The following is a 21,098-nucleotide window of genomic DNA, read 5'->3' on the forward strand; positions in this document are numbered from 1 at the left end:
CTTTTAATTAGATCATTAGCAAACTTTGTTTTTTGATATTTGTTGTTGGTTGATTACTAGAGTTAGGTGAATTTATTTCATTTTTACTTGAGTTTAAAATTCATGATTGCAAATATTCTTTCACTTCTAGATTCACTTTATTTATTGATTCTCAAAAATTATCTATACATTCAATTTTAGCACCATTTTCTATTAGAAACTTAACTCCCTCAATATTATTATTATCAGCAATTAGGATTAAGGCAGTTTTACCATTTTGATTTGTATGATTAATATCAGCGTTATTTTCTACTAAAAATTTAATAACATCTAAGTGATTATTTTGAGCAGCTCGTGTTAAAGCACTTTCTTTATTATAATTAATTATATGATTAACATCGGCATCGTTTTCAACTAAAAATTTAACTATATTTAAATATCCTTTTTTGGCGGCTTTTGTTAAAGCGCTATTACCACTACCAATTGATATATTTTTTTGAAAAGAATTTTCTTTTAATTATGTAGAAAAGTATGGATGACCAAAAATTATTCATCAATTTACACTTAAAATATTATTTTTAATTAAAAATTTGTTAAAAGTAACATTATTTAGTGTAAAAATTCTCTAAAAATAACACTTTATCATGTATCATTACTTTTCTACAAAATTAAAGGAATTTTCTTTTATTCTATAAGTATAAGTAAAAATATCTGAATTTGTATAGTTGACATTAGCATTATTTACTAATAAAAGTTTAATTTTTTCTAAATCATTTTCTTTTACTGCATTCATTAATTGTTTATTTTTTTCTCTTTCTCTTGCTTGTGGTGAACATGATTTCAAAAATTTAATTACATCTAAATGACCATTTTCAATAGTTCGATCTAAAGCAGTTTCACCATGTAAATTTATTTGATTAACATTGGCGCCATTTTCCTTTAATTTTGTAGAAAAGTAATGATACATGATAAAGTGTTATTTTTAGAGAATTTTTACACTAAATAATGTTACTTTTAACAAATTTTTAATTAAAAATAATATTTTAAGTGTAAATTGATGAATAATTTTTGGTCATCCATACTTTTCTACATACCTGAATTGTAAAATTAAAAAGGACACTTATATAAAAATTAAATTGTGTTAATTCTATAATTAAGAAAAGAAAGGAATTAGCACAATGTATAAGTATCTGACTATTGAATCAATAATAGCAATAAAAGAATATAAAAGTTATGGATTTTCGATTCGTAAAATAGCAAAAGCCATTGATTATAGTAAATCAACTGTACATAGAGTTTGTAGATTATTAAATCAAAACTTATTACCATTAGAAATATTGAATAAAATTCAAAAAAATAAACAAAATGCAGGTAGAAAATTAATAATTTTAACTTTAATAGAAATTAATACTATTAATCATTTGTTAATTACTAAAAATTATGCTCTTGATATAATTGCTAATTTTTTAAAGGAAAATAAAATAAAAAGTATTTCAACAAAAACTTTATATAACATGTTTAAAACAAATCGAATGGGTTTTGATGAAAATAACTTATTGAGAAAAGGAAAAAATAAACCTCACAAACAAAAAGAAACTAGGGGCAGAATTAATAATTGTAAGTCTATTCATGAAAGAAATTTAATCATTCCTAATATTAAAAATATAGAAGAATTCTTTAATTTTGTAGAAAAGTAATGATACATGATAAAGTGTTATTTTTAGAGAATTTTTACACTAAATAATGTTACTTTTAACAAATTTTTAATTAAAAATAATATTTTAAGTGTAAATTGATGAATAATTTTTGGTCATCCATACTTTTCTACATAATTAAAAGAAGAATTTGGTCATTTAGAGGGTGATACTATCATTGGTAAAGATCATAAAAGTTCTATTATTACTTTAGCTGATATATGATCAAAAACCACAATTCCTTTAGCAACTAAAAATAATAAATCAGAAAATATTACAAAAAGTATAATAAAATTTATTTCAAAGTTACAAAAAGGAACAGTTAAAACTATTACTTTTGATCGTGGTAAAGAATTTAGTAAATGAAAATTAATCGAAAAAAATTGTAATGTTAAGATTTATTTTGCAGATCCTGGTAAACCTTGTCAAAGAGGTTTAAATGAAAATAATAATGGTATTTTAAGAAGATATTTACCAAAATCTACAGATCTATCCTTTAATTTTGTAGAAAAGTAATGATACATGATAAAGTGTTATTTTTAGAGAATTTTTACACTAAATAATGTTACTTTTAACAAATTTTTAATTAAAAATAATATTTTAAGTGTAAATTGATGAATAATTTTTGGTCATCCATACTTTTCTACATAATTAAAAGATCTATCTTCATATAAACAAAAAGATTTAAATACTATAGCATTTCAAATTAATTCTACACCCAGAAAATCACTATCTTATAAAAGACCAATAGATTTAATACAATTATTTTAAAAAACTGTCCCATTTATATTTACAATTCAGGATATATAATCATTTTACATTATTTTCGAAAAGATTCTAAACAGGTTCTTACAGAACGTGAGAAATTTAAAAGTTTAAGTAATTTTATTGAAATTCTTCAAAATTTTAAAAAAAATATTGTTACAAATAAAGAATTTCAAGAAGAAGTAGCAATCACAGTTATTAGTGAAAAAGATTTTCCTGAAAATATAAGTTTGATTAATAATATCTCTAGTGTAGTAACAAATTTAGAAAATAGACCATTTAATATGTAAAGTTTATTTTTTTTATTTTAACAAAATATATTGTATAAAATAGAAATAAATTATGATTTTAATAATAATTTTCCCTTTACATTATTATGATTTTAACATTAATAATTATTGCTTCTAAACATTAATTGAAAGGATTAATATTTATGGAATATAGAGAATATAGAATGGTTGGTTCTTGTGATAAATGTAGAAAACAATCCTCTTTTGGTAATAGATTATGTAATAAATGTTTTTGAATATTAATAGGTAGAAATGGAAGTTATAAATATGAAAATTAATGGTAAAGAATATGATGGTTTTAAATTTGTTAATAGTTTTTATAGAGATAGATATAAAGAATGTAAAGAAAAAAATATTTCAGATGATTTAATAAATTATGGAATGTTAAAAATATTAGAAAAACTTATTAAAGAAGAAAAAAATATTGATTATGCATTAAAAATTATTGAAGGATGATATGCTTTTTTAGAAGCAAAACGTGAAGGATATTCCTAAATTAATTTTTAAAAAAGAAAAACATCAATATTTTTTAGATGATAAAGAATTAATATCAGTTTCTAAAATTATTGATAATTATTTAGGTTTTGGCTATAGTCATATATCACCAGAAGTATTAAAAAATGCTTCAGTTCGTGGTAAATGAGTACATAAATTAAATGAATTATATTTACAAAATATTCATAAAGAAAATATTATTAATAATTTATTAAAAAAATTAAAACCATTAACTAATAATATTAATTATTCTTATTGTAAAAAATCACTTATGTTTTTAAAAGAAAAATTTAAAGATAAAAATAATTATGAATTTATTATAGAAAAACCTATTAATGATAATGTAATTGCTGGAACACCAGATTTAGTTTATTTAAATAAAAAAGAAAATAAATATTATTTAGTAGATTATAAAACTTATGCTTGTATTGATGAAGATAAATTAAAAAGAATTAAATTACAATTAACTGCTTATTATTGCATGTTACTTGATAATGGCATAACTCCATCTTATAAAACTTATGTTTATTTAACTAATAAAAATACTCAGCAAGAAATAAAAATAGAAATAACAAATGAATTAATAATTGAATGAATGAATGCAAAAACAAAATATTTTAAAGGAGAAAATAAAAATGAAAATGAATAAATTTAATAAAGAAGACATAGAGCAAATTAAAGAAAATATTAAATATTTAAATGAATTATTAGAATATTCTTTTAATTATGTAGAAAAGTATGGATGACCAAAAATTATTCATCAATTTACACTTAAAATATTATTTTTAATTAAAAATTTGTTAAAAGTAACATTATTTAGTGTAAAAATTCTCTAAAAATAACACTTTATCATGTATCATTACTTTTCTACAAAATTAAAGGAATATTCACCTGATGAAGTAATTGAATTTGAAATTAGAAAACAAATTAAATATGAATTAAGTTTATTAAAAACAAGGATAAATAAGTATGAATAAATGTAAAAGATGTAATAAAAGAATTTGATTAAGTAAAAATTGATGTATGAAATGTTTAGAAATAATAGTTGATGAAATAACAAGTAATAAGAGGGATGACAATCATGGATAAATCAATTTTAATTTGGCAATGTTTAGTAATCTGTGTAACTTACAAAAATAACTATGTTTAATTAATTCTAGTAAATATAATTAAATGACTAGAAAGAGTGAGTTACAGATGGCTAAAAAACAAAATATTAATAATAATGATCCAATATCAAAAGCAGTAGATTTATTATTAGAAAATACTGAAGATTTAACAACAGTTTTTAAAGAAGGGGGTTTATATAAAGAATTAACAAAACGTTTAGTTGAAAAAATGTTGAATTCTGAAATGCAAAATTATTTAGGATATGAAAAAAATCAACATAGTAATACTGAAAATGCTCGTAATGGTACAAGTTCAAAAAAATTAATAACTCAACAAGGTAAAATTGAGATTGATGTACCAAGAGATCGCAATAGTGATTTTACTCCTATAATAGTTGCAAAAAGACAGCGAAGATTTGATGGTTTTGATCAACAAGTGCTTTCACTATATGCAAAAGGTATGACTCTATCTGACATTAGAATGCAGTTACAAGAGTTATATCATGGTGCTGATATTAGTGAAAGTGTTATTAGTCAAATTACTGATGATGTTATTGATGATGTCAAAGCATGACAAAATCGACCATTAGAAAGCGTTTATCCGATTGTTTATTTTGATTGTATAGTAGTTAAAGTTCGACAAGATAAACGGATTATTAATAAATCAGTTTATATAGCATTAGGAGTTGATTTAGAAGGTAAAAAAGATGTTTTAGGCTTATGAATTAGTGAAAATGAAGGTGCTAAATTTTGATTAGCTAATTTCACAGAAATGAAAAATCGAGGCTTAAATGATATTTTGATTGCTTGTAGTGATAATTTAACAGGCATGTCAGAAGCAATACAAGCAGTTTATCCTAAAACAGAACATCAATTATGCATTGTTCATCAAATTCGAAATAGTTTAAAATATGTTTCATACAAACATCGAAAAACTCTAGTTACAGATTTAAAACCAATTTATAGTGCATGTAGTGAAGAACAAGCAATGCAAGCTTTAGAATCATTTGAAAGTAAATGAAATAAACAATATCCCCAAATTGCTAAATCTTGATATAAAAATTGAGAAAATTTGATGATTTTTATTAGTTATCCTGCAGAAATCAAAAGAGTAATTTATACAACAAATGCTATTGAATTTGTTAATAGTCAATTACGAAAAGTTATTAGAAACAAAAAAGCTTTTCCTAATGATATGTCAGTTTTTAAAATATTTTATTTAGCAATTGAAAATATAACAAAAAAATGAACATTGCCTATTCAAAATTGAAATACAGCAATTGCTCATTTTATGATAAAATTTGAAGACAGAATTAATCTGAACTAGTACTTTGTAAAACAAAGATACACAGATTTCTAAAAAGCCTCTAGCTAATCAAAATTTAGCACCTTCATTTTCACTAATTCATAAGCCTAAAACATCTTTTTTACCTTCTAAATCAACTCCTAATGCTATATAAACTGATTTATTAATAATCCGTTTATCTTGTCGAACTTTAACTACTATACAATCAAAATAAACAATCGGATAAACGCTTTCTAATGGTCGATTTTGTCATGCTTTGACATCATCAATAACATCATCAGTAATTTGACTAATAACACTTTCACTAATATCAGCACCATGATATAACTCTTGTAACTGCATTCTAATGTCAGATAGAGTCATACCTTTTGCATATAGTGAAAGCACTTGTTGATCAAAACCATCAAATCTTCGCTGTCTTTTTGCAACTATTATAGGAGTAAAATCACTATTGCGATCTCTTGGTACATCAATCTCAATTTTACCTTGTTGAGTTATTAATTTTTTTGAACTTGTACCATTACGAGCATTTTCAGTATTACTATGTTGATTTTTTTCATATCCTAAATAATTTTGCATTTCAGAATTCAACATTTTTTCAACTAAACGTTTTGTTAATTCTTTATATAAACCCCCTTCTTTAAAAACTGTTGTTAAATCTTCAGTATTTTCTAATAATAAATCTACTGCTTTTGATATTGGATCATTATTATTAATATTTTGTTTTTTAGCCATCTGTAACTCACTCTTTCTAGTCATTTAATTATATTTACTAGAATTAATTAAACATAGTTATTTTTGTAAGTTACACAGATTACTAAACATTGCTCTTATTACCATTAGAAATATTGAATAAAATTCAAAAAAATAAACAAAATGCAGGTAGAAAATTAATAATTTTAACTTTAATAGAAATTAATACTATTAATCATTTGTTAATTACTAAAAATTATGCTCTTGATATAATTGCTAATTTTTTAAAGGAAAATAAAATAAAAAGTATTTCAACAAAAACTTTATATAACATGTTTAAAACAAATCGAATGGGTTTTGATGAAAATAACTTATTGAGAAAAGGAAAAAATAAACCTCACAAACAAAAAGAAACTAGGGGCAGAATTAATAATTGTAAGTCTATTCATGAAAGAAATTTAATCATTCCTAATATTAAAAATATAGAAGAATTTGGTCATTTAGAGGGTGATACTATCATTGGTAAAGATCATAAAAGTTCTATTATTACTTTAGCTGATATATGATCAAAAACCACAATTCCTTTAGCAACTAAAAATAATAAATCAGAAAATATTACAAAAAGTATAATAAAATTTATTTCAAAGTTACAAAAAGGAACAGTTAAAACTATTACTTTTGATCGTGGTAAAGAATTTAGTAAATGAAAATTAATCGAAAAAAATTGTAATGTTAAGATTTATTTTGCAGATCCTGGTAAACCTTGTCAAAGAGGTTTAAATGAAAATAATAATGGTATTTTAAGAAGATATTTACCAAAATCTACAGATCTATCTTCATATAAACAAAAAGATTTAAATACTATAGCATTTCAAATTAATTCTACACCCAGAAAATCACTATCTTATAAAAGACTAATAGATTTAATACAATTATTTTAAAAAACTGTCCCATTTATATTTACAATTCAGGTTAATAAAAATTATTTTTTATTTATTATTTTATTTTTTCTTGTACAATTATTTTAGAAATGATGAATTTTAAAGAAAGATTAAAAATTTAACTTTGTTTTTAAAATAAAAATATTTTAAAATTGACACTTATTTTAAATAATAATATAATTAAAAATGGTTAAATTTTCTAGGTGAATTTAATGAACGAAAAAATAATTTTAATTTGTACTGTATGTTTAAATCGTAATTATCATACATACAAAAATAAGATTAAATATAAAAAGCGTATGGAACTAAAAAAATATTGTGAACATTGTCAAAAACATACTTTACATAAGGAATCACGTTAGGAGAAATTTTCATGAGTGCAGAAGACAAATCAAAAGAAAAACCAAAAATTAATCCTGAAAAATTGGCTCTTTTAAAAAGTAAATTTAATATTTTACGTAAAATTAAACCTTTAAGAACAAAAAGAACTTCTGAAGGAAAACCAAGTTTTGATCCACGAACAGCCGATAAAAATAAAAAGGTTAATATTAGCGAAATTTGAGAAAAAGAACGTAAAAATCGTACGCCTGAAGAACGTTTTTATTATAAAAAAGAAGCGAGAACTTATCATAAATATTTTTTCTTATACTTATCAAGAGAAATTAGAAGAACTCGTTGAACACCAAGAAAACAATTAAATAATAAATTTATTACAACAGTATTATTTATTGCTGTCTTAGCACTATTCTTTTATGGAATTGAGCAGTTATTACTATTTGTATTACCTTTATTAAAAATAATGTAAAAAATGGAGATGCCAAAAAATGAGCGAAAGAATAAAAAAAGAAACCCCTTTAGTGAAAACTACATCATTAGAAGAAACACATAAACATCGAATTGAGCAAGCACAATGATATATTGTTAATTGTAACAAAGGTCATGAAGATAAAGTTGCTGCTGATTTGAAAAATAAAATTGAAAAAAAATTAAATTTAAAAGATAATATTTTTCAAGTTAGGGTTGTTAAAGAAGCAATACCAGATAAAGATAAAAAAATAACTGAAAAAAATATTTTTCCGGGTTATATTTTTGTTCATATGATTTTAACCGAAGATACTTGATATGATATTCGTAATACAATAGGAATTAATGGTTTTATTGGTTCTAGTGGTAAAGGCGTACCACCAACTCCACTTTCTACTAAAGAAGTTAATGAAATGTTATATCGTAATTCTAAAAATTCATCACAACCTAAAGTTAAAGAGACAAAAAAAATTATTCGTGATTTTGAGTTAAATGATTTTGTTCATATTACTTCTGGTGCTTTACAAAGCCGAGAAGGACAAGTTATTAAATTAGATGAAGATAAGGGTGTTGCAACAGTTTCTGTTGATATGTTTGGTCGTCAAACCGAAATTAAAGTAGAATATGATAGTTGTAAAAAAATTAAAGTTTAGTTTAAACTATTTAATTTTACAATTCAGGTAAAATAAAATTAAAATATATTTGACTACTAATTATAATGATGTTATTATTTGTAAAGTACTATTTATATATATATAAATAGACTTTAATTATGTTTAAACTTGTGGAAGATTTATTCGTTTGGACCACAGTGAGAATCCATTTAGGAGGAGTTGCTCATGGCAGATAAAAAAAATATTAATCGTGAAGGTATTATTCAATTACCAGCTGGTAGTGCCAAACCAGGTGCTAGTTTAGCATCATTCGGTATTGATATGCCACGTTTTTGTAGAGAATTTAACGATAAAACCAAAGATCAAAAAGATGATGTTAATCCGGTTCCAATTCCAGTTTTTATTACAGCATATAAAGATAAAACTTTCGACTTTAAAATAAAAACTGCACCAACAACATTTCTTTTAAAAAGAGCATTGAAACTTGCAAAAGGTTCATCAAATGCTAAATTAACAAAAGTAGGAACACTTACTATTGCTCAAATTACAGAAATTGCTCAAATTAAATTACCTGATTTAAATGCTTATTCTTTAGAAGATGCAATTAAAATTGTTGCAGGAACAGCCAAGAATATGGGCATTACTGTTGAAGATGGAAAGCAAGGTGTTTAATATGAATAGAAGTAAAAGATATCTTGCACTTGCAAAATTAGTTGATAACACTAAAGTTTATCCAATTGATCGTGCTTTAGAATTAGCTAAACAAACTTCATCATTAAAATTTGATGCAACAGTTGAAGCAGCATTTCGTTTAAATGTTGATCCAAGACATGCTGATCAAATGTTACGTGGTTCTATTGTTTTACCAGCAGGAACTGGAAAAACACAACGTGTTTTAGTAATAACTACTACTAAACAAAAAGAGGCAATGGAAAGTCAAGCTGATTTTGTTGGTGGTAAGGAAATGATTGAAAAAATTCAAAAAGGTTGATTTGGTTTTGATGTTATTATTGCAACACCTGAAATAATGGGTGAATTAGGAAAAATTGGTAGAGTATTAGGACCAAAAGGATTAATGCCTACAGCAAAACTAGGAACAGTAACAATGGATGTTCAAAAAGCAATAGCTGATATTCGTAAAGGTAAAGTTGAATATCGTGTTGATAAACAAGGTAATATTCATGTTATTCTTGGTAAAGTATCATTTTCACAAGAAGGGTTAAAAGATAATTATTTAGCAATTCTTAACACTTTAAGAAAAGTTAAGCCTGCAGCGGTTAAGGGTGCTTATATTAAAAATATAAGTATTACTACAGCAATGGGCCCTGGTATTAAAGTATTAATTGAAGAATAATATAATAATATAGAAAAAATCATTAGTAAAAGTACTAATGTTTTTTTTATGTTTTTATTCATAATTTTTTTATTATTTAAAAAAATTTTACGCTATAATTTATTTATTGTGATAATACCAATTAATACATTATTTTGGTAAAACAATAAAATAATTAGGTAGTAAAGGAGAAACCTTAATGAAAAATCTTATAAATCTTTTTAAGAAACAAAATTGAGGAATAAAAATTGGCTTTACCTCACTGGTAATTAGTTTGCTTTGTTTAGCATTAGGACTAATTTTAATTGCAACAGCCAATTTTAAAGCCCCAAGTGGAGGAAGTTCACAATATGCTGGAAACGGTTTTCATGCTATTTCTATATGAGGACTTGATAGTTTTTTAAGCAAAGCTGGCTATGATCAAATGTGAACAGATGCTACTAGTGATAAGCTTTTAACTTATCCCCTTGCGCAAGTAGTTGTCGGAATTGTATTTACAGTAATTTTAACTGCTATCTTTCTTGGTCTTAGTGTTTTATCTTTAATATTTGGTTATTTTAAACGTTGATTATATTCTTAGTGTTTAGTAAGTGTTAAATATGGATAAAAATGTAGAATATAAAAAAGTTACATCTTGGGATTGAAAGCAAAAACTAGGATTATTCTTATGCATTTTAACTTTGTTTTTTCTAATAATTAGTTTAATACTATTTGGAACAGCTATTTTTAATGATCATTATAATAATTTTCTTGGTAACGGTTTTTGAAGTTTAAAACACTATGGTATTATTAATTTGTTTTATAATTGAGATCAACTAGATATAGAAGCGGCTAAAAATACTTATGTTTCTCATCCTTTTGAACAAGTTTATTTTGCAATTATTTTTTTAATCATTATTGTACCAATATGTTTTGTTCTTGGAGTTAGTTTATTAGTTAGAGGATGATGAAAGTCAAGAATTTAATATATAATTACTTCATAAATTTATTTATAGTAAAATTTAATAATCATTATTTCATTAAAAAGGGTGTATTATGATGTTTAATTCTAAAAAAATAATTGTTTTTTTACTAATAAATATTGTGTGAGTAGTAGTTTGGATTATGATAACTATTAGTTACGATAGTTATCGTGATCCAATTTTAAATTATGTACCACATAGTAACGATTATTTAACAAATGAACCAACTAATCAATTGGTTCCTAAAGCAAAAAAACCTAAACATGTAGTTATGGGGTGGGTGTGTTGATGGTATGGCGAGTTATGCATTAAAAAGTGGTTATAGTCCAAATATGAACTATTTAATGCATCATGGTGCGTATACACTGGAAGCACGTGATGTTTTACCAACTTCTTCTGCTGCAAATTAAGCAAGTGTTATGTTTGCTACAGATCCTATTAAGTATGGTGTTGTTGATCAAGATTTGTGGAATGTTCATCATACTGTTCATGCTGAAGTAAAAGCTGATCAAGTAAGTATTTTTAGTTCTATTATTGATAAGTATGGTCCTTCAAAAAAATTATTTGGTTATGCTAGTGAAGGTGAAATGATTGCTAATTTTCAACCCAAAGGACAAGAAAATATAAAAACTTTAATTAGTAGTAATGGTAATTATTGTGCAACAGAAAATGATAAACAAACTTTTGAAAATACCAAAAACGTATTAAGTAATAAACCTTTATTTTCATTTTTTTATTATGTTAATCCTGATTTAGCAGGTCATTCACGTGAATGAAATAGTGAAGAATATTATCAAGCAATTAGTCAGACTGATAAATATATTGGAGGTATTATTGAAAATTTAAAAGATTTAGAAATGTGAGAAGATACCTTATTAATTATTAGTTCTGATCATGGAGGTGTTTCACAATATCATGGTCATTCTTCTGATGCTGAACAAAAAATTCCTTTGCTTTTTGCAGGGAATTGTATTCCAAAACATGGAATTATTCCAGATAAAATTAAAATTTATGATATTCCAGCTACTATTGTTTGATTATTAGATATTAATTCACGACCAATAATTTGAGATGGTCAGCCAATTTTAACACCTTTTTTTGATATGACAAATATGTATGATCATAGTGAGGAGTTTAAGTAATGGATATTATCAATTTTAAACAAATTAATTTTCGAAATAATGGCATTAGATTACTTATTGTGCTTGCTACTATTTTTATTGTTTGAAATAATGTACAAAATGTTACTTTAAATATTGGTGGTAGTTTACATGCTTTTAATGCTTATTTTTGTTCACCAATGTTATTTGTTATATTGATATCATTTGGTTTTTTAAGTGCCAATAATAATTTTAGTTGAAAAGAGTATAGTAAATTAATACTAGCTATTATGATTTTATCTTTAGTTACAAGTTTTATGTATTTAGATTTTTTTGCTTTTAAAGAAGGATATGTAACAATAGGTTATATGATAGGATTATGATTTAAATTATTATTTTTTGATTATGGTAAATGAATGATATGAATTATTATTGGTGGTAGCGCATTAGTAAAAGTTGTTACTAAGAACCTGTTTAGAATCTTTTCGAAAATAATGTAAAATGATTATATATTTTAAAATAAGAGGTATATATGCATAAAAATTATCCAAGTCATGTCACCAAAGAACAATTTGAGAACATAAAATCAATTTTAGAAAATAGCAAAAAGAAAACAAAACCAAGAAGTTTAGATTTATATGAAGTATTTTGTGCAATTTTATATGTATTAAAAAGTGGTTGTCAATGAAGAATGCTACCAAAAAATTTTCCAAAATGACAAACTGTATATTATTATTTTCAAATTTGAAGTAAAAATAATGGTAAAGAACCTAGTGTATTGCAATTAATTTTAAAAAAAATTAGTTAAAAAAGTTCGTATCAATAATAATCGCAAAGAACAAACTAGTTTTTGTATAATTGATTCGCAAAGTGTTAAAAATACAGATACTACTGAAAATAAAGGTTATGATGCTGGTAAAAAGATTTCAGGCATAAAACGTCATATTGTTGTTGATTCTCAAGGTTTACCACATGCAATTTACATAACCACAGCAGAAAAAACAGATCGTAATAGCGCTATAATAATGATTGAAAATGAAAAAGAAAATCTTTCCTTTAATTTTGTAGAAAAGTAATGATACATGATAAAGTGTTATTTTTAGAGAATTTTTAAACTAAATAATGTTACTTTTAACAAATTTTTAATTAAAAATAATATTTTAAGTGTAAATTGATGAATAATTTTTGGTCATCCATACTTTTCTACATAATTAAAAAATCTTTCTGCAGTTCAAAAAATAATAGTAGATGCTGGTTATACTGGTGAAAAATTTGCTTCTGAAATCAAAACAATCATAAATGCAAATGTTGAAGTGATAAAACGTAATGAATTACATACTTTTGTAGTATTACCAAAAAGATGAATTGTAGAACGAAGCTTTGCTTGATTAGAAAAATACAGAAGACCTGAATTGTAAAATTAAAAAGGACACTTATATAAAAATTAAATTGTGTTAATTCTATAATTAAGAAAAGAAAGGAATTAGCACAATGTATAAGTATCTGACTATTGAATCAATAATAGCAATAAAAGAATATAAAAGTTATGGATTTTCGATTCGTAAAATAGCAAAAGCCATTGATTATAGTAAATCAACTGTACATAGAGTTTGTAGATTATTAAATCAAAACTTATTACCATTAGAAATATTGAATAAAATTCAAAAAAATAAACAAAATGCAGGTAGAAAATTAATAATTTTAACTTTAATAGAAATTAATACTATTAATCATTTGTTAATTACTAAAAATTATGCTCTTGATATAATTGCTAATTTTTTAAAGGAAAATAAAATAAAAAGTATTTCAACAAAAACTTTATATAACATGTTTAAAACAAATCGAATGGGTTTTGATGAAAATAACTTATTGAGAAAAGGAAAAAATAAACCTCACAAACAAAAAGAAACTAGGGGCAGAATTAATAATTGTAAGTCTATTCATGAAAGAAATTTAATCATTCCTAATATTAAAAATATAGAAGAATTTGGTCATTTAGAGGGTGATACTATCATTGGTAAAGATCATAAAAGTTCTATTATTACTTTAGCTGATATATGATCAAAAACCACAATTCCTTTAGCAACTAAAAATAATAAATCAGAAAATATTACAAAAAGTATAATAAAATTTATTTCAAAGTTACAAAAAGGAACAGTTAAAACTATTACTTTTGATCGTGGTAAAGAATTTAGTAAATGAAAATTAATCGAAAAAAATTGGAATGTTAAGATTTATTTTGCAGATCCTGGTAAACCTTGTCAAAGAGGTTTAAATGAAAATAATAATGGTATTTTAAGAAGATATTTACCAAAATCTACAGATCTATCTTCATATAAACAAAAAGATTTAAATACTATAGCATTTCAAATTAATTCTACACCCAGAAAATCACTATCTTATAAAAGACCAATAGATTTAATACAATTATTTTAAAAAACTGTCCCATTTATATTTACAATTCAGGTTACTATAATTTACTCATTTGTTAAGATGTCAATTTTAATTTTCTTTTGTGCTTTTTTATCAAGACAATATGTAAAACTATTTAAATTTAAAGTATTTGCTATAGAAAAAAAGAAAGCAATTATTCATTAAATTATTATAATTAATCTTTTGCTCTTATAATAAAAATAATTATTATCTTTTAATTATTAACCATTTCCCTCATTTTATAATCAACCATCTTTATTTGAAAAATGATAAAATGTTACTAAAATTAGTGTTAAAAAGGGGGAGGATTAATTTATGAAAACATTATTAACAACATTAGTAAGTTTAACAACTGTTATTACACCAATTATCACAACAACTAATTTATCAATTACTAGTGAATTAGATAATAATATTAATTATCATCATAAAAATTTACAAATAATATCAAAATCATTATTCAGAACAATTAAAGAAAGCAATATCAAACTTACACTTATAATAGGATCAAATTATGGTGAAATTAATAAAGATATTTATAATACAGCAGATGTATTTAAAGAACATCAACTAGCTGCTGGTTATCAAGTTAATTATTATAAAAATGATAGTGATAAAGATACTATTAATAACGATGGACAAGAACCAGGGGATGTTTATGTTATAATTACTGCCGATCACCATGATCCTTATTGAAAAGGTCAAACTAAATATTTGAGAATAACAATTCAAAAGGCCAATTTAGATAAGATTACTAATCTTACTGATTTATCTAATATTAAAGTTGATACTACTAAAAAATATCAAGAAATTGATTCAACTGTTTTTAATAGTGCTAAGCAATTTGAGAATAATAAGTTAGCAGCTGGTTTTACTGTTAATTATTTTAGTGATGAAGAAGGAAAAGTGGCAGCAGATGATGAAGAACAGGTTGCTGGTGATATTTGAGTTAAAATTACAGCAGATGTTAATGATCCTTATTGAACAGGAACAACAGCCGTTTTGAAAGTAACTTTAACAGATAAGCGTTCTGATTTAAATACAATTAAGGATTTATCAGGAATGGATCCAATTATTGTTAATCCTAATTTAACATATCAACAAATTAATAAGAATGTTATTAATACTTCTAATCAATTAAAGAGTGCTCCTTTAACTGGTAATTTTACTATTCACTATTTTAGTGATATTGCTGGTAAACACGCTATTGATCATCACTATCAACAAGTTGGTATGGTTTATGTTATTATTACTCCTGATTTTCATACAGGAACTAAGTCAAAAACTAATAAAATACCAATTGTTTTTTCAATTGGAAGTAATGATAGTTTTTAAATAAAAATAAATTAAAGAGATTATTTTTAAATATTTATTTATTATTAGGTTATAATGTAATTATATTTTTTATAAAAATTTATATTTTATTTTTTTTCTTCTAACATTTTTTAAAATACTAAACATGTTTTTTATTTCTGACAGCAATAGATATTTTAGTTATGAGCTTTTATAAAATATAATATTAATTAGATTAATTTTGTTAGAAAGGATAATATTATGGAAAAAGAAAATCTTGCTAAAGTTACTTTCAATAAACGAACAGAAAGAAATTCAATAAACAAGTTGAAAAGACAAGCTATTTTTAGCACGGCAAATCCATGAAAAGCAATCTTTATTATGGTCACACCACCTTTAATTGCTGTAATTATTTTTTCTACTTATCAAATTTTTGATAAATGAATTGCTACACAATGAGGTGGACAAAGTATTATTGATCGTTATAATAATTATCAAAATTCAGGAATAATGATAACTGCTGAACAAGCATTAAAAATTATTAATATTGCTACTACTTATGCTGCTGTTCCTTCTTCAATGATGGTTTCCTTTGCTTTAATGGTTGCAACTGGAACAGGTATTAAGTTTTCAATTGCATATGGTCAAAATAAACGAGAACAAATGTCAGAATATTTAGGAAATGGATTTTTATTATCTTTTTTAGTTTCTATTGTTCTTATGATCATTATGTATTTTAGTTGTCAGAGTATTATTGAATTTCAAGCTGGAAGTGATGCTGGAAGTAATCCAGTAATTAGGGAAATAATAATTAAAGAAGCATTTAGATTTTCACAAATTTTAATTCTTGCTACACCATTACTTTTTTTTGCTTATTTTTTAGTTTCATTGTTACGTAGTGAAGGAATGATGTTATGAACAATTTTAATTAATGTTGCAGCTTGTTTAGTAAATATATCTTTAGATTTTATTTTTGTTATTCCTGGTAAATTAGGAATGGAAGGCACTGCATATGCAACTATTATTGCTTGAGCAAGCATTAATTTATTTTCAATAGGTATTATTTGATATAGTACCGATAATTTAAGATTTAAAGTAGCACACTTAAAACTTAAATGAGTAATAGTAACGGGCATTTTATTAATTGGTGCAACTTCTTTATTACAAAATATTGCCCAAAGTATTTTGGCAATGGTTACTACTAAAATTTTAAATACATTGCCACCTCCAGACTATCATGGTGGAGGAAGTACTGGTATTCCGGTTTTTGTTCAATTATATGGTGGTATTATGCCTTGGTTAATTTTAATTAATGCACCTATTATTGGAATTACGCAGGGAGCAAGAGCATTAATTGGCTATGTTTATGGTTCAAAGGACTTTAGTCGTGTTTGACAATTGATGTGACGTTTAACTTTATTACTTTTATTGTTGCTAATTGGTTCAGTATTATTAGTAGTAATAGTAGGGCAATATATGATGCATTTCTTTGGCGTAGATTTAGAAATGGCAAGATTCTTTAAAGTTTATATTATTATGCAGTTTGCTTTTTATCCATTAGCTACACTACATTATGTTGCTGTTATTTTCTATCAATCAATTAATCGTGGTAAATTGTCATTATTTGCTAGTTTACAACGAACAATTATAATGCCAATTGTTTGTTTAAGTTTAGGATATTATGTTGCACATGTTTCTCATAATGGTTTTTATTTTTATTTATTTCTTGGCTTTATTGATTTATTTGCTGCTTTTATATTATTACCATTATTAATTTATACATTTTGAAAATCTAAACCATTTATTCATACAACTAAAGATAAAAAAACGCAAATATCTAATTTATCAGAAAAAAAGTACTTAATAAAAATATAATAGATTAAGTAATTTATAAAAATATATCTTAATGTTAATATATGAAGAAAATAAAAAATACTCATTTAAAACAGAGTATTTTTTTAATTATTTAAGATCCTGAATTGTAAATATAAATGGGACAGTTTTTTAAAATAATTGTATTAAATCTATTGGTCTTTTATAAGATAGTGATTTTCTGGGTGTAGAATTAATTTGAAATGCTATAGTATTTAAATCTTTTTGTTTATATGAAGATAGATCTGTAGATTTTGGTAAATATCTTCTTAAAATACCATTATTATTTTCATTTAAACCTCTTTGACAAGGTTTACCAGGATCTGCAAAATAAATCTTAACATTACAATTTTTTTCGATTAATTTTCATTTACTAAATTCTTTACCACGATCAAAAGTAATAGTTTTAACTGTTCCTTTTTGTAACTTTGAAATAAATTTTATTATACTTTTTGTAATATTTTCTGATTTATTATTTTTAGTTGCTAAAGGAATTGTGGTTTTTGATCATATATCAGCTAAAGTAATAATAGAACTTTTATGATCTTTACCAATGATAGTATCACCCTCTAAATGACCAAATTCTTCTATATTTTTAATATTAGGAATGATTAAATTTCTTTCATGAATAGACTTACAATTATTAATTCTGCCCCTAGTTTCTTTTTGTTTGTGAGGTTTATTTTTTCCTTTTCTCAATAAGTTATTTTCATCAAAACCCATTCGATTTGTTTTAAACATGTTATATAAAGTTTTTGTTGAAATACTTTTTATTTTATTTTCCTTTAAAAAATTAGCAATTATATCAAGAGCATAATTTTTAGTAATTAACAAATGATTAATAGTATTAATTTCTATTAAAGTTAAAATTATTAATTTTCTACCTGCATTTTGTTTATTTTTTTGAATTTTATTCAATATTTCTAATGGTAATAAGTTTTGATTTAATAATCTACAAACTCTATGTACAGTTGATTTACTATAATCAATGGCTTTTGCTATTTTACGAATCGAAAATCCATAACTTTTATATTCTTTTATTGCTATTATTGATTCAATAGTCAGATACTTATTTTAATTATGTAGAAAAGTATGGATGACCAAAAATTATTCATCAATTTACACTTAAAATATTATTTTTAATTAAAAATTTGTTAAAAGTAACATTATTTAGTGTAAAAATTCTCTAAAAATAACACTTTATCATGTATCATTACTTTTCTACAAAATTAAAGGATACTTATACATTGTGCTAATTCCTTTCTTTTCTTAATTATAGAATTAACACAATTTAATTTTTATATAAGTGTCCTTTTTAATTTTACAATTCAGGGATTAAAAAAGGTTGTTAATTTTACAAATTAAAAGGAATGAATATACAATCTATATTTGATTGAAGTCATTCCTAAAATAAAATATTTATTTACCTTCATTAACTCTCTTTTTTAATGCTTTACAAGAATTAAATTTAACTACTCGCTTTCTAGGAATAGCCATCGGTTCTGAATTTTGTGGATTTACTCCCGGTCGAGCTTTGCGGTATTTAATAGTAAAAGTTCCAAAGTTACGTAGTGTTACTTTTTCTCCTTTAATTAAAGCAGTAGCAATTTTATCTAAGATAAATTCTAACACTTCTTTGTATTCTTTTTCTGATAATTCTAATTTTTTTTGTACAGCTCGTGCTATCTGACTTTTTTGCATAAAATTTTCAACCCTTTCTTCACCAATTACCATAAGTATGCTATAAAAACATGCCTTAAATGATACTTATTATTATATAACATTTTTTAAAAAAACCTTATTTAATGAAAATCAAAGACTAGTAAAAAAATAAGATTTGAATATATAAATTTATATGTTAATTAACATGTGCAAAGCAAAAAATCTTTACATTCATTTTCTTGTATGTTAAAATTCAAAAAATAAGTAAATAACTATTTAAGATATGCAAATGAAAAATTTATTAAGACTTATGGGTGCATTAACCCTAACAACAGTAGCTACTACTTCAGTTGTAGCTTGTGGTGACCAAGCTGTAGTTAATTTAGATACAGTATTAAAAAAGAAAGAATTAGGTCCAATATCAGTTGCTGATATTACTAAACCAACTGAGAAAGAACCTTTAATTTTGTAGAAAAGTAATGATACATGATAAAGTGTTATTTTTAGAGAATTTTTACACTAAATAATGTTACTTTTAACAAATTTTTAATTAAAAATAATATTTTAAGTGTAAATTGATGAATAATTTTTGGTCATCCATACTTTTCTACATAATTAAAAGAAAGAACTTAAAGAAGCTATTAAAGCAGTTCCAGAAAATAAAAACATTGATTTAAATGGTATTACAGTTAAAGTTAATATTCCTGAAAAAGAAGGAGATCCAATTACTAGTGCAGTAGTTACTCCTGATGGTAAAATTTATAATGGTGATTCAATAACTATTAGAACCTGTTTAGAATCTTTTCGAAAATAATGTAAAATGATTATATATTTTAAAATAAGAGGTATATATGCATAAAAATTATCCAAGTCATGTCACCAAAGAACAATTTGAGAACATAAAATCAATTTTAGAAAATAGCAAAAAGAAAACAAAACCAAGAAGTTTAGATTTATATGAAGTATTTTGTGCAATTTTATATGTATTAAAAAGTGGTTGTCAATGAAGAATGCTACCAAAAAATTTTCCAAAATGACAAACTGTATATTATTATTTTCAAATTTGAAGTAAAAATAATGGTAAAGAACCTAGTGTATTGCAATTAATTTTAAAAAAAATTAGTTAAAAAAGTTCGTATCAATAATAATCGCAAAGAACAAACTAGTTTTTGTATAATTGATTCGCAAAGTGTTAAAAATACAGATACTACTGAAAATAAAGGTTATGATGCTGGTAAAAAGATTTCAGGCATAAAACGTCATATTGTTGTTGATTCTCAAGGTTTACCACATGCAATTTACATAACCACAGCAGAAAAAACTTTTAATTATGTAGAAAAGTATGGATGACCAAAAATTATTCATCAATTTACACTTAAAATATTATTTTTAATTAAAAATTTGTTAAAAGTAACATTATTTAGTGTAAAAATTCTCTAAAAATAACACTTTATCATGTATCATTACTTTTCTACAAAATTAAAGGAAAAAACAGATCGTAATAGCGCTATAATAATGATTGAAAATGAAAAAGAAAATCTTTCTGCAGTTCAAAAAATAATAGTAGATGCTGGTTATACTGGTGAAAAATTTGCTTCTGAAATCAAAACAATCATAAATGCAAATGTTGAAGTGATAAAACGTAATGAATTACATACTTTTGTAGTATTACCAAAAAGATGAATTGTAGAACGAAGCTTTGCTTGATTAGAAAAATACAGAAGATTATTTTAATTTTGTAGAAAAGTAGTGG

Annotated in this window: 27 protein-coding genes and 8 pseudogenes; 28 read left to right on the forward strand and 7 right to left on the reverse strand. The window is 23.9% G+C overall.

Annotated elements, in window-relative coordinates:
• Positions 1-7: 7 nt before the first annotated feature.
• Positions 8-496, reverse strand: a complete 489-nt coding sequence (locus AAHH39_RS13245) for an ankyrin repeat domain-containing protein (protein WP_425288916.1) — start codon at positions 494-496, stop codon at positions 8-10.
• Here AAHH39_RS13245 and AAHH39_RS02400 point away from each other — a divergent pair.
• On the forward strand, positions 426-608 hold the full coding sequence (locus AAHH39_RS02400) for a hypothetical protein (protein WP_342218712.1): 183 nt from the start codon (positions 426-428) through the stop codon (positions 606-608). The two genes, AAHH39_RS13245 and AAHH39_RS02400, sit on opposite strands and share 71 nt — an antisense overlap.
• Before the next feature lie 23 nt (positions 609-631).
• Here the strand turns inward: AAHH39_RS02400 and AAHH39_RS02405 are convergent, their stop codons facing one another.
• Together AAHH39_RS02405 and AAHH39_RS02410 are read right to left on the reverse strand one after the other, a co-directional pair.
• On the reverse strand, positions 632-946 hold the full coding sequence (locus tag AAHH39_RS02405; protein ID WP_342218713.1) for an ankyrin repeat domain-containing protein: 315 nt from the start codon (positions 944-946) through the stop codon (positions 632-634).
• A 15-nt stretch (positions 947-961) separates the two neighbouring features.
• Positions 962-1,099 carry a hypothetical protein gene (locus AAHH39_RS02410; RefSeq protein WP_342218714.1) on the reverse strand — a complete coding sequence of 46 codons (138 nt, stop codon included), beginning with the start codon at positions 1,097-1,099 and terminating at the stop codon, positions 962-964.
• Positions 1,100-1,157: 58 nt separating this feature from the next.
• Here AAHH39_RS02410 and AAHH39_RS02415 point away from each other — a divergent pair.
• A pseudogene (locus AAHH39_RS02415) lies at positions 1,158-1,646 on the forward strand (helix-turn-helix domain-containing protein); the annotation flags it as partial.
• A 53-nt stretch (positions 1,647-1,699) separates the two neighbouring features.
• On the opposite strand, the gene AAHH39_RS02420 reads toward AAHH39_RS02415, so the two are convergent.
• The gene (locus AAHH39_RS02420; RefSeq protein ID WP_342218260.1) at positions 1,700-1,852 is read right to left on the reverse strand and encodes a hypothetical protein; all 153 of its coding nucleotides are present in this window, start codon (positions 1,850-1,852) and stop codon (positions 1,700-1,702) included.
• Here AAHH39_RS02420 and AAHH39_RS02425 point away from each other — a divergent pair.
• The 7 genes and pseudogenes from AAHH39_RS02425 to AAHH39_RS02455 all read left to right on the forward strand — a co-directional run.
• Positions 1,818-2,168 (forward strand): annotated as a pseudogene (locus tag AAHH39_RS02425) (IS30 family transposase); the annotation flags it as partial. The gene AAHH39_RS02420 and the pseudogene AAHH39_RS02425 overlap by 35 nt on opposite strands.
• Before the next feature lie 703 nt (positions 2,169-2,871).
• A complete protein-coding gene (locus tag AAHH39_RS02430; RefSeq protein WP_342218715.1) occupies positions 2,872-3,006 on the forward strand; it encodes a hypothetical protein in 135 nt (44 codons plus the stop codon).
• A complete protein-coding gene (locus tag AAHH39_RS02435; protein WP_342218716.1) occupies positions 2,996-3,223 on the forward strand; it encodes a hypothetical protein in 228 nt (75 codons plus the stop codon). The genes AAHH39_RS02430 and AAHH39_RS02435 overlap by 11 nt, the downstream gene beginning before the upstream one ends.
• Entirely contained in the window at positions 3,207-3,872 is a 666-nt protein-coding gene (locus AAHH39_RS02440) for a PD-(D/E)XK nuclease family protein (protein ID WP_342218717.1), read from the forward strand. The genes AAHH39_RS02435 and AAHH39_RS02440 overlap by 17 nt, the downstream gene beginning before the upstream one ends.
• On the forward strand, positions 3,859-4,059 hold the full coding sequence (locus AAHH39_RS02445) for a hypothetical protein (RefSeq protein ID WP_342218718.1): 201 nt from the start codon (positions 3,859-3,861) through the stop codon (positions 4,057-4,059). Before AAHH39_RS02440 ends, AAHH39_RS02445 begins: the two co-directional genes overlap by 14 nt.
• A gap of 15 nt (positions 4,060-4,074) precedes the next feature.
• Entirely contained in the window at positions 4,075-4,200 is a 126-nt protein-coding gene (locus AAHH39_RS02450; protein ID WP_342218719.1) for a hypothetical protein, read from the forward strand.
• A 220-nt stretch (positions 4,201-4,420) separates the two neighbouring features.
• Complete coding sequence (locus tag AAHH39_RS02455; RefSeq protein WP_342219307.1) at positions 4,421-5,659, forward strand: IS256 family transposase; 1,239 nt, start codon at positions 4,421-4,423, stop codon at positions 5,657-5,659.
• Between the two features lie 45 nt (positions 5,660-5,704).
• On the opposite strand, the pseudogene AAHH39_RS02460 reads toward AAHH39_RS02455, so the two are convergent.
• Positions 5,705-6,373: pseudogene (locus tag AAHH39_RS02460) on the reverse strand (IS256 family transposase); the annotation flags it as partial.
• Between the two features lie 95 nt (positions 6,374-6,468).
• On the opposite strand from AAHH39_RS02460, the pseudogene AAHH39_RS02465 reads away from it, so the two are divergent.
• The 16 genes and pseudogenes from AAHH39_RS02465 to AAHH39_RS02540 all read left to right on the forward strand — a co-directional run.
• A pseudogene (locus AAHH39_RS02465) lies at positions 6,469-7,272 on the forward strand (IS30 family transposase); the annotation flags it as partial.
• 212 nt (positions 7,273-7,484) lie between these two features.
• The gene (rpmG, locus tag AAHH39_RS02470) at positions 7,485-7,634 is read left to right on the forward strand and encodes a 50S ribosomal protein L33 (RefSeq protein ID WP_342218722.1); all 150 of its coding nucleotides are present in this window, start codon (positions 7,485-7,487) and stop codon (positions 7,632-7,634) included.
• An 11-nt stretch (positions 7,635-7,645) separates the two neighbouring features.
• On the forward strand, positions 7,646-8,077 hold the full coding sequence (gene secE / locus AAHH39_RS02475; RefSeq protein ID WP_174481440.1) for a preprotein translocase subunit SecE: 432 nt from the start codon (positions 7,646-7,648) through the stop codon (positions 8,075-8,077).
• A gap of 19 nt (positions 8,078-8,096) precedes the next feature.
• Positions 8,097-8,729 (forward strand): transcription termination/antitermination protein NusG, encoded by a 633-nt coding sequence (gene nusG / locus AAHH39_RS02480; protein WP_342218723.1) that lies wholly within the window; start codon positions 8,097-8,099, stop codon positions 8,727-8,729.
• A gap of 186 nt (positions 8,730-8,915) precedes the next feature.
• Entirely contained in the window at positions 8,916-9,362 is a 447-nt protein-coding gene (gene rplK / locus AAHH39_RS02485; protein ID WP_174481438.1) for a 50S ribosomal protein L11, read from the forward strand.
• 1 nt (position 9,363) lies between these two features.
• The gene (rplA, locus tag AAHH39_RS02490) at positions 9,364-10,044 is read left to right on the forward strand and encodes a 50S ribosomal protein L1 (RefSeq protein ID WP_342218724.1); all 681 of its coding nucleotides are present in this window, start codon (positions 9,364-9,366) and stop codon (positions 10,042-10,044) included.
• 178 nt (positions 10,045-10,222) lie between these two features.
• Positions 10,223-10,603 (forward strand): hypothetical protein, encoded by a 381-nt coding sequence (locus tag AAHH39_RS02495; RefSeq protein WP_342218725.1) that lies wholly within the window; start codon positions 10,223-10,225, stop codon positions 10,601-10,603.
• A gap of 19 nt (positions 10,604-10,622) precedes the next feature.
• A complete protein-coding gene (locus AAHH39_RS02500) occupies positions 10,623-10,988 on the forward strand; it encodes a hypothetical protein (protein WP_338958650.1) in 366 nt (121 codons plus the stop codon).
• A gap of 139 nt (positions 10,989-11,127) precedes the next feature.
• Positions 11,128-11,310 carry a hypothetical protein gene (locus AAHH39_RS02505; protein ID WP_342218726.1) on the forward strand — a complete coding sequence of 61 codons (183 nt, stop codon included), beginning with the start codon at positions 11,128-11,130 and terminating at the stop codon, positions 11,308-11,310.
• A gap of 94 nt (positions 11,311-11,404) precedes the next feature.
• Positions 11,405-12,127: an alkaline phosphatase gene (locus AAHH39_RS02510; RefSeq protein WP_342218727.1), complete on the forward strand. Its 723-nt coding sequence runs from the start codon at positions 11,405-11,407 to the stop codon at positions 12,125-12,127.
• Entirely contained in the window at positions 12,127-12,585 is a 459-nt protein-coding gene (locus AAHH39_RS02515) for a hypothetical protein (RefSeq protein ID WP_342218728.1), read from the forward strand. Before AAHH39_RS02510 ends, AAHH39_RS02515 begins: the two co-directional genes overlap by 1 nt.
• 32 nt (positions 12,586-12,617) lie before the next feature.
• A pseudogene (locus tag AAHH39_RS02520) lies at positions 12,618-13,140 on the forward strand (IS5 family transposase); the annotation flags it as partial.
• Positions 13,141-13,314: 174 nt separating this feature from the next.
• A pseudogene (locus AAHH39_RS02525) lies at positions 13,315-13,491 on the forward strand (transposase); the annotation flags it as partial.
• An 85-nt stretch (positions 13,492-13,576) separates the two neighbouring features.
• A complete protein-coding gene (locus AAHH39_RS02530; protein WP_342218730.1) occupies positions 13,577-14,521 on the forward strand; it encodes an IS30 family transposase in 945 nt (314 codons plus the stop codon).
• Positions 14,522-14,833: 312 nt separating this feature from the next.
• Complete coding sequence (locus AAHH39_RS02535; RefSeq protein WP_342218731.1) at positions 14,834-15,853, forward strand: hypothetical protein; 1,020 nt, start codon at positions 14,834-14,836, stop codon at positions 15,851-15,853.
• A gap of 219 nt (positions 15,854-16,072) precedes the next feature.
• The gene (locus tag AAHH39_RS02540; protein WP_342218732.1) at positions 16,073-17,686 is read left to right on the forward strand and encodes an MATE family efflux transporter; all 1,614 of its coding nucleotides are present in this window, start codon (positions 16,073-16,075) and stop codon (positions 17,684-17,686) included.
• A 129-nt stretch (positions 17,687-17,815) separates the two neighbouring features.
• Here AAHH39_RS02540 and AAHH39_RS02545 read toward each other — a convergent pair whose 3' ends face one another.
• Positions 17,816-18,748 (reverse strand): IS30 family transposase, encoded by a 933-nt coding sequence (locus AAHH39_RS02545; RefSeq protein ID WP_342219308.1) that lies wholly within the window; start codon positions 18,746-18,748, stop codon positions 17,816-17,818.
• A 354-nt stretch (positions 18,749-19,102) separates the two neighbouring features.
• A complete protein-coding gene (locus AAHH39_RS02550) occupies positions 19,103-19,417 on the reverse strand; it encodes an HU family DNA-binding protein (RefSeq protein WP_286641782.1) in 315 nt (104 codons plus the stop codon).
• Positions 19,418-19,655: 238 nt separating this feature from the next.
• Here AAHH39_RS02550 and AAHH39_RS02555 point away from each other — a divergent pair, with 238 nt between their 5' ends.
• The 3 genes and pseudogenes from AAHH39_RS02555 to AAHH39_RS02565 all read left to right on the forward strand — a co-directional run.
• A complete protein-coding gene (locus tag AAHH39_RS02555; protein WP_342218733.1) occupies positions 19,656-19,817 on the forward strand; it encodes a hypothetical protein in 162 nt (53 codons plus the stop codon).
• Positions 19,818-20,196: 379 nt separating this feature from the next.
• A pseudogene (locus AAHH39_RS02560) lies at positions 20,197-20,668 on the forward strand (IS5 family transposase); the annotation flags it as partial.
• A gap of 162 nt (positions 20,669-20,830) precedes the next feature.
• Positions 20,831-21,076 (forward strand): annotated as a pseudogene (locus AAHH39_RS02565) (transposase); the annotation flags it as partial.
• Between the last annotated feature and the right edge of the window lie 22 nt (positions 21,077-21,098).

The sequence above is a fragment of the Spiroplasma endosymbiont of Amphimallon solstitiale genome (assembly GCF_964030965.1).
Taxonomy (GTDB): domain Bacteria; phylum Bacillota_I; class Bacilli_A; order Mycoplasmatales; family VBWQ01; genus Spiroplasma_E.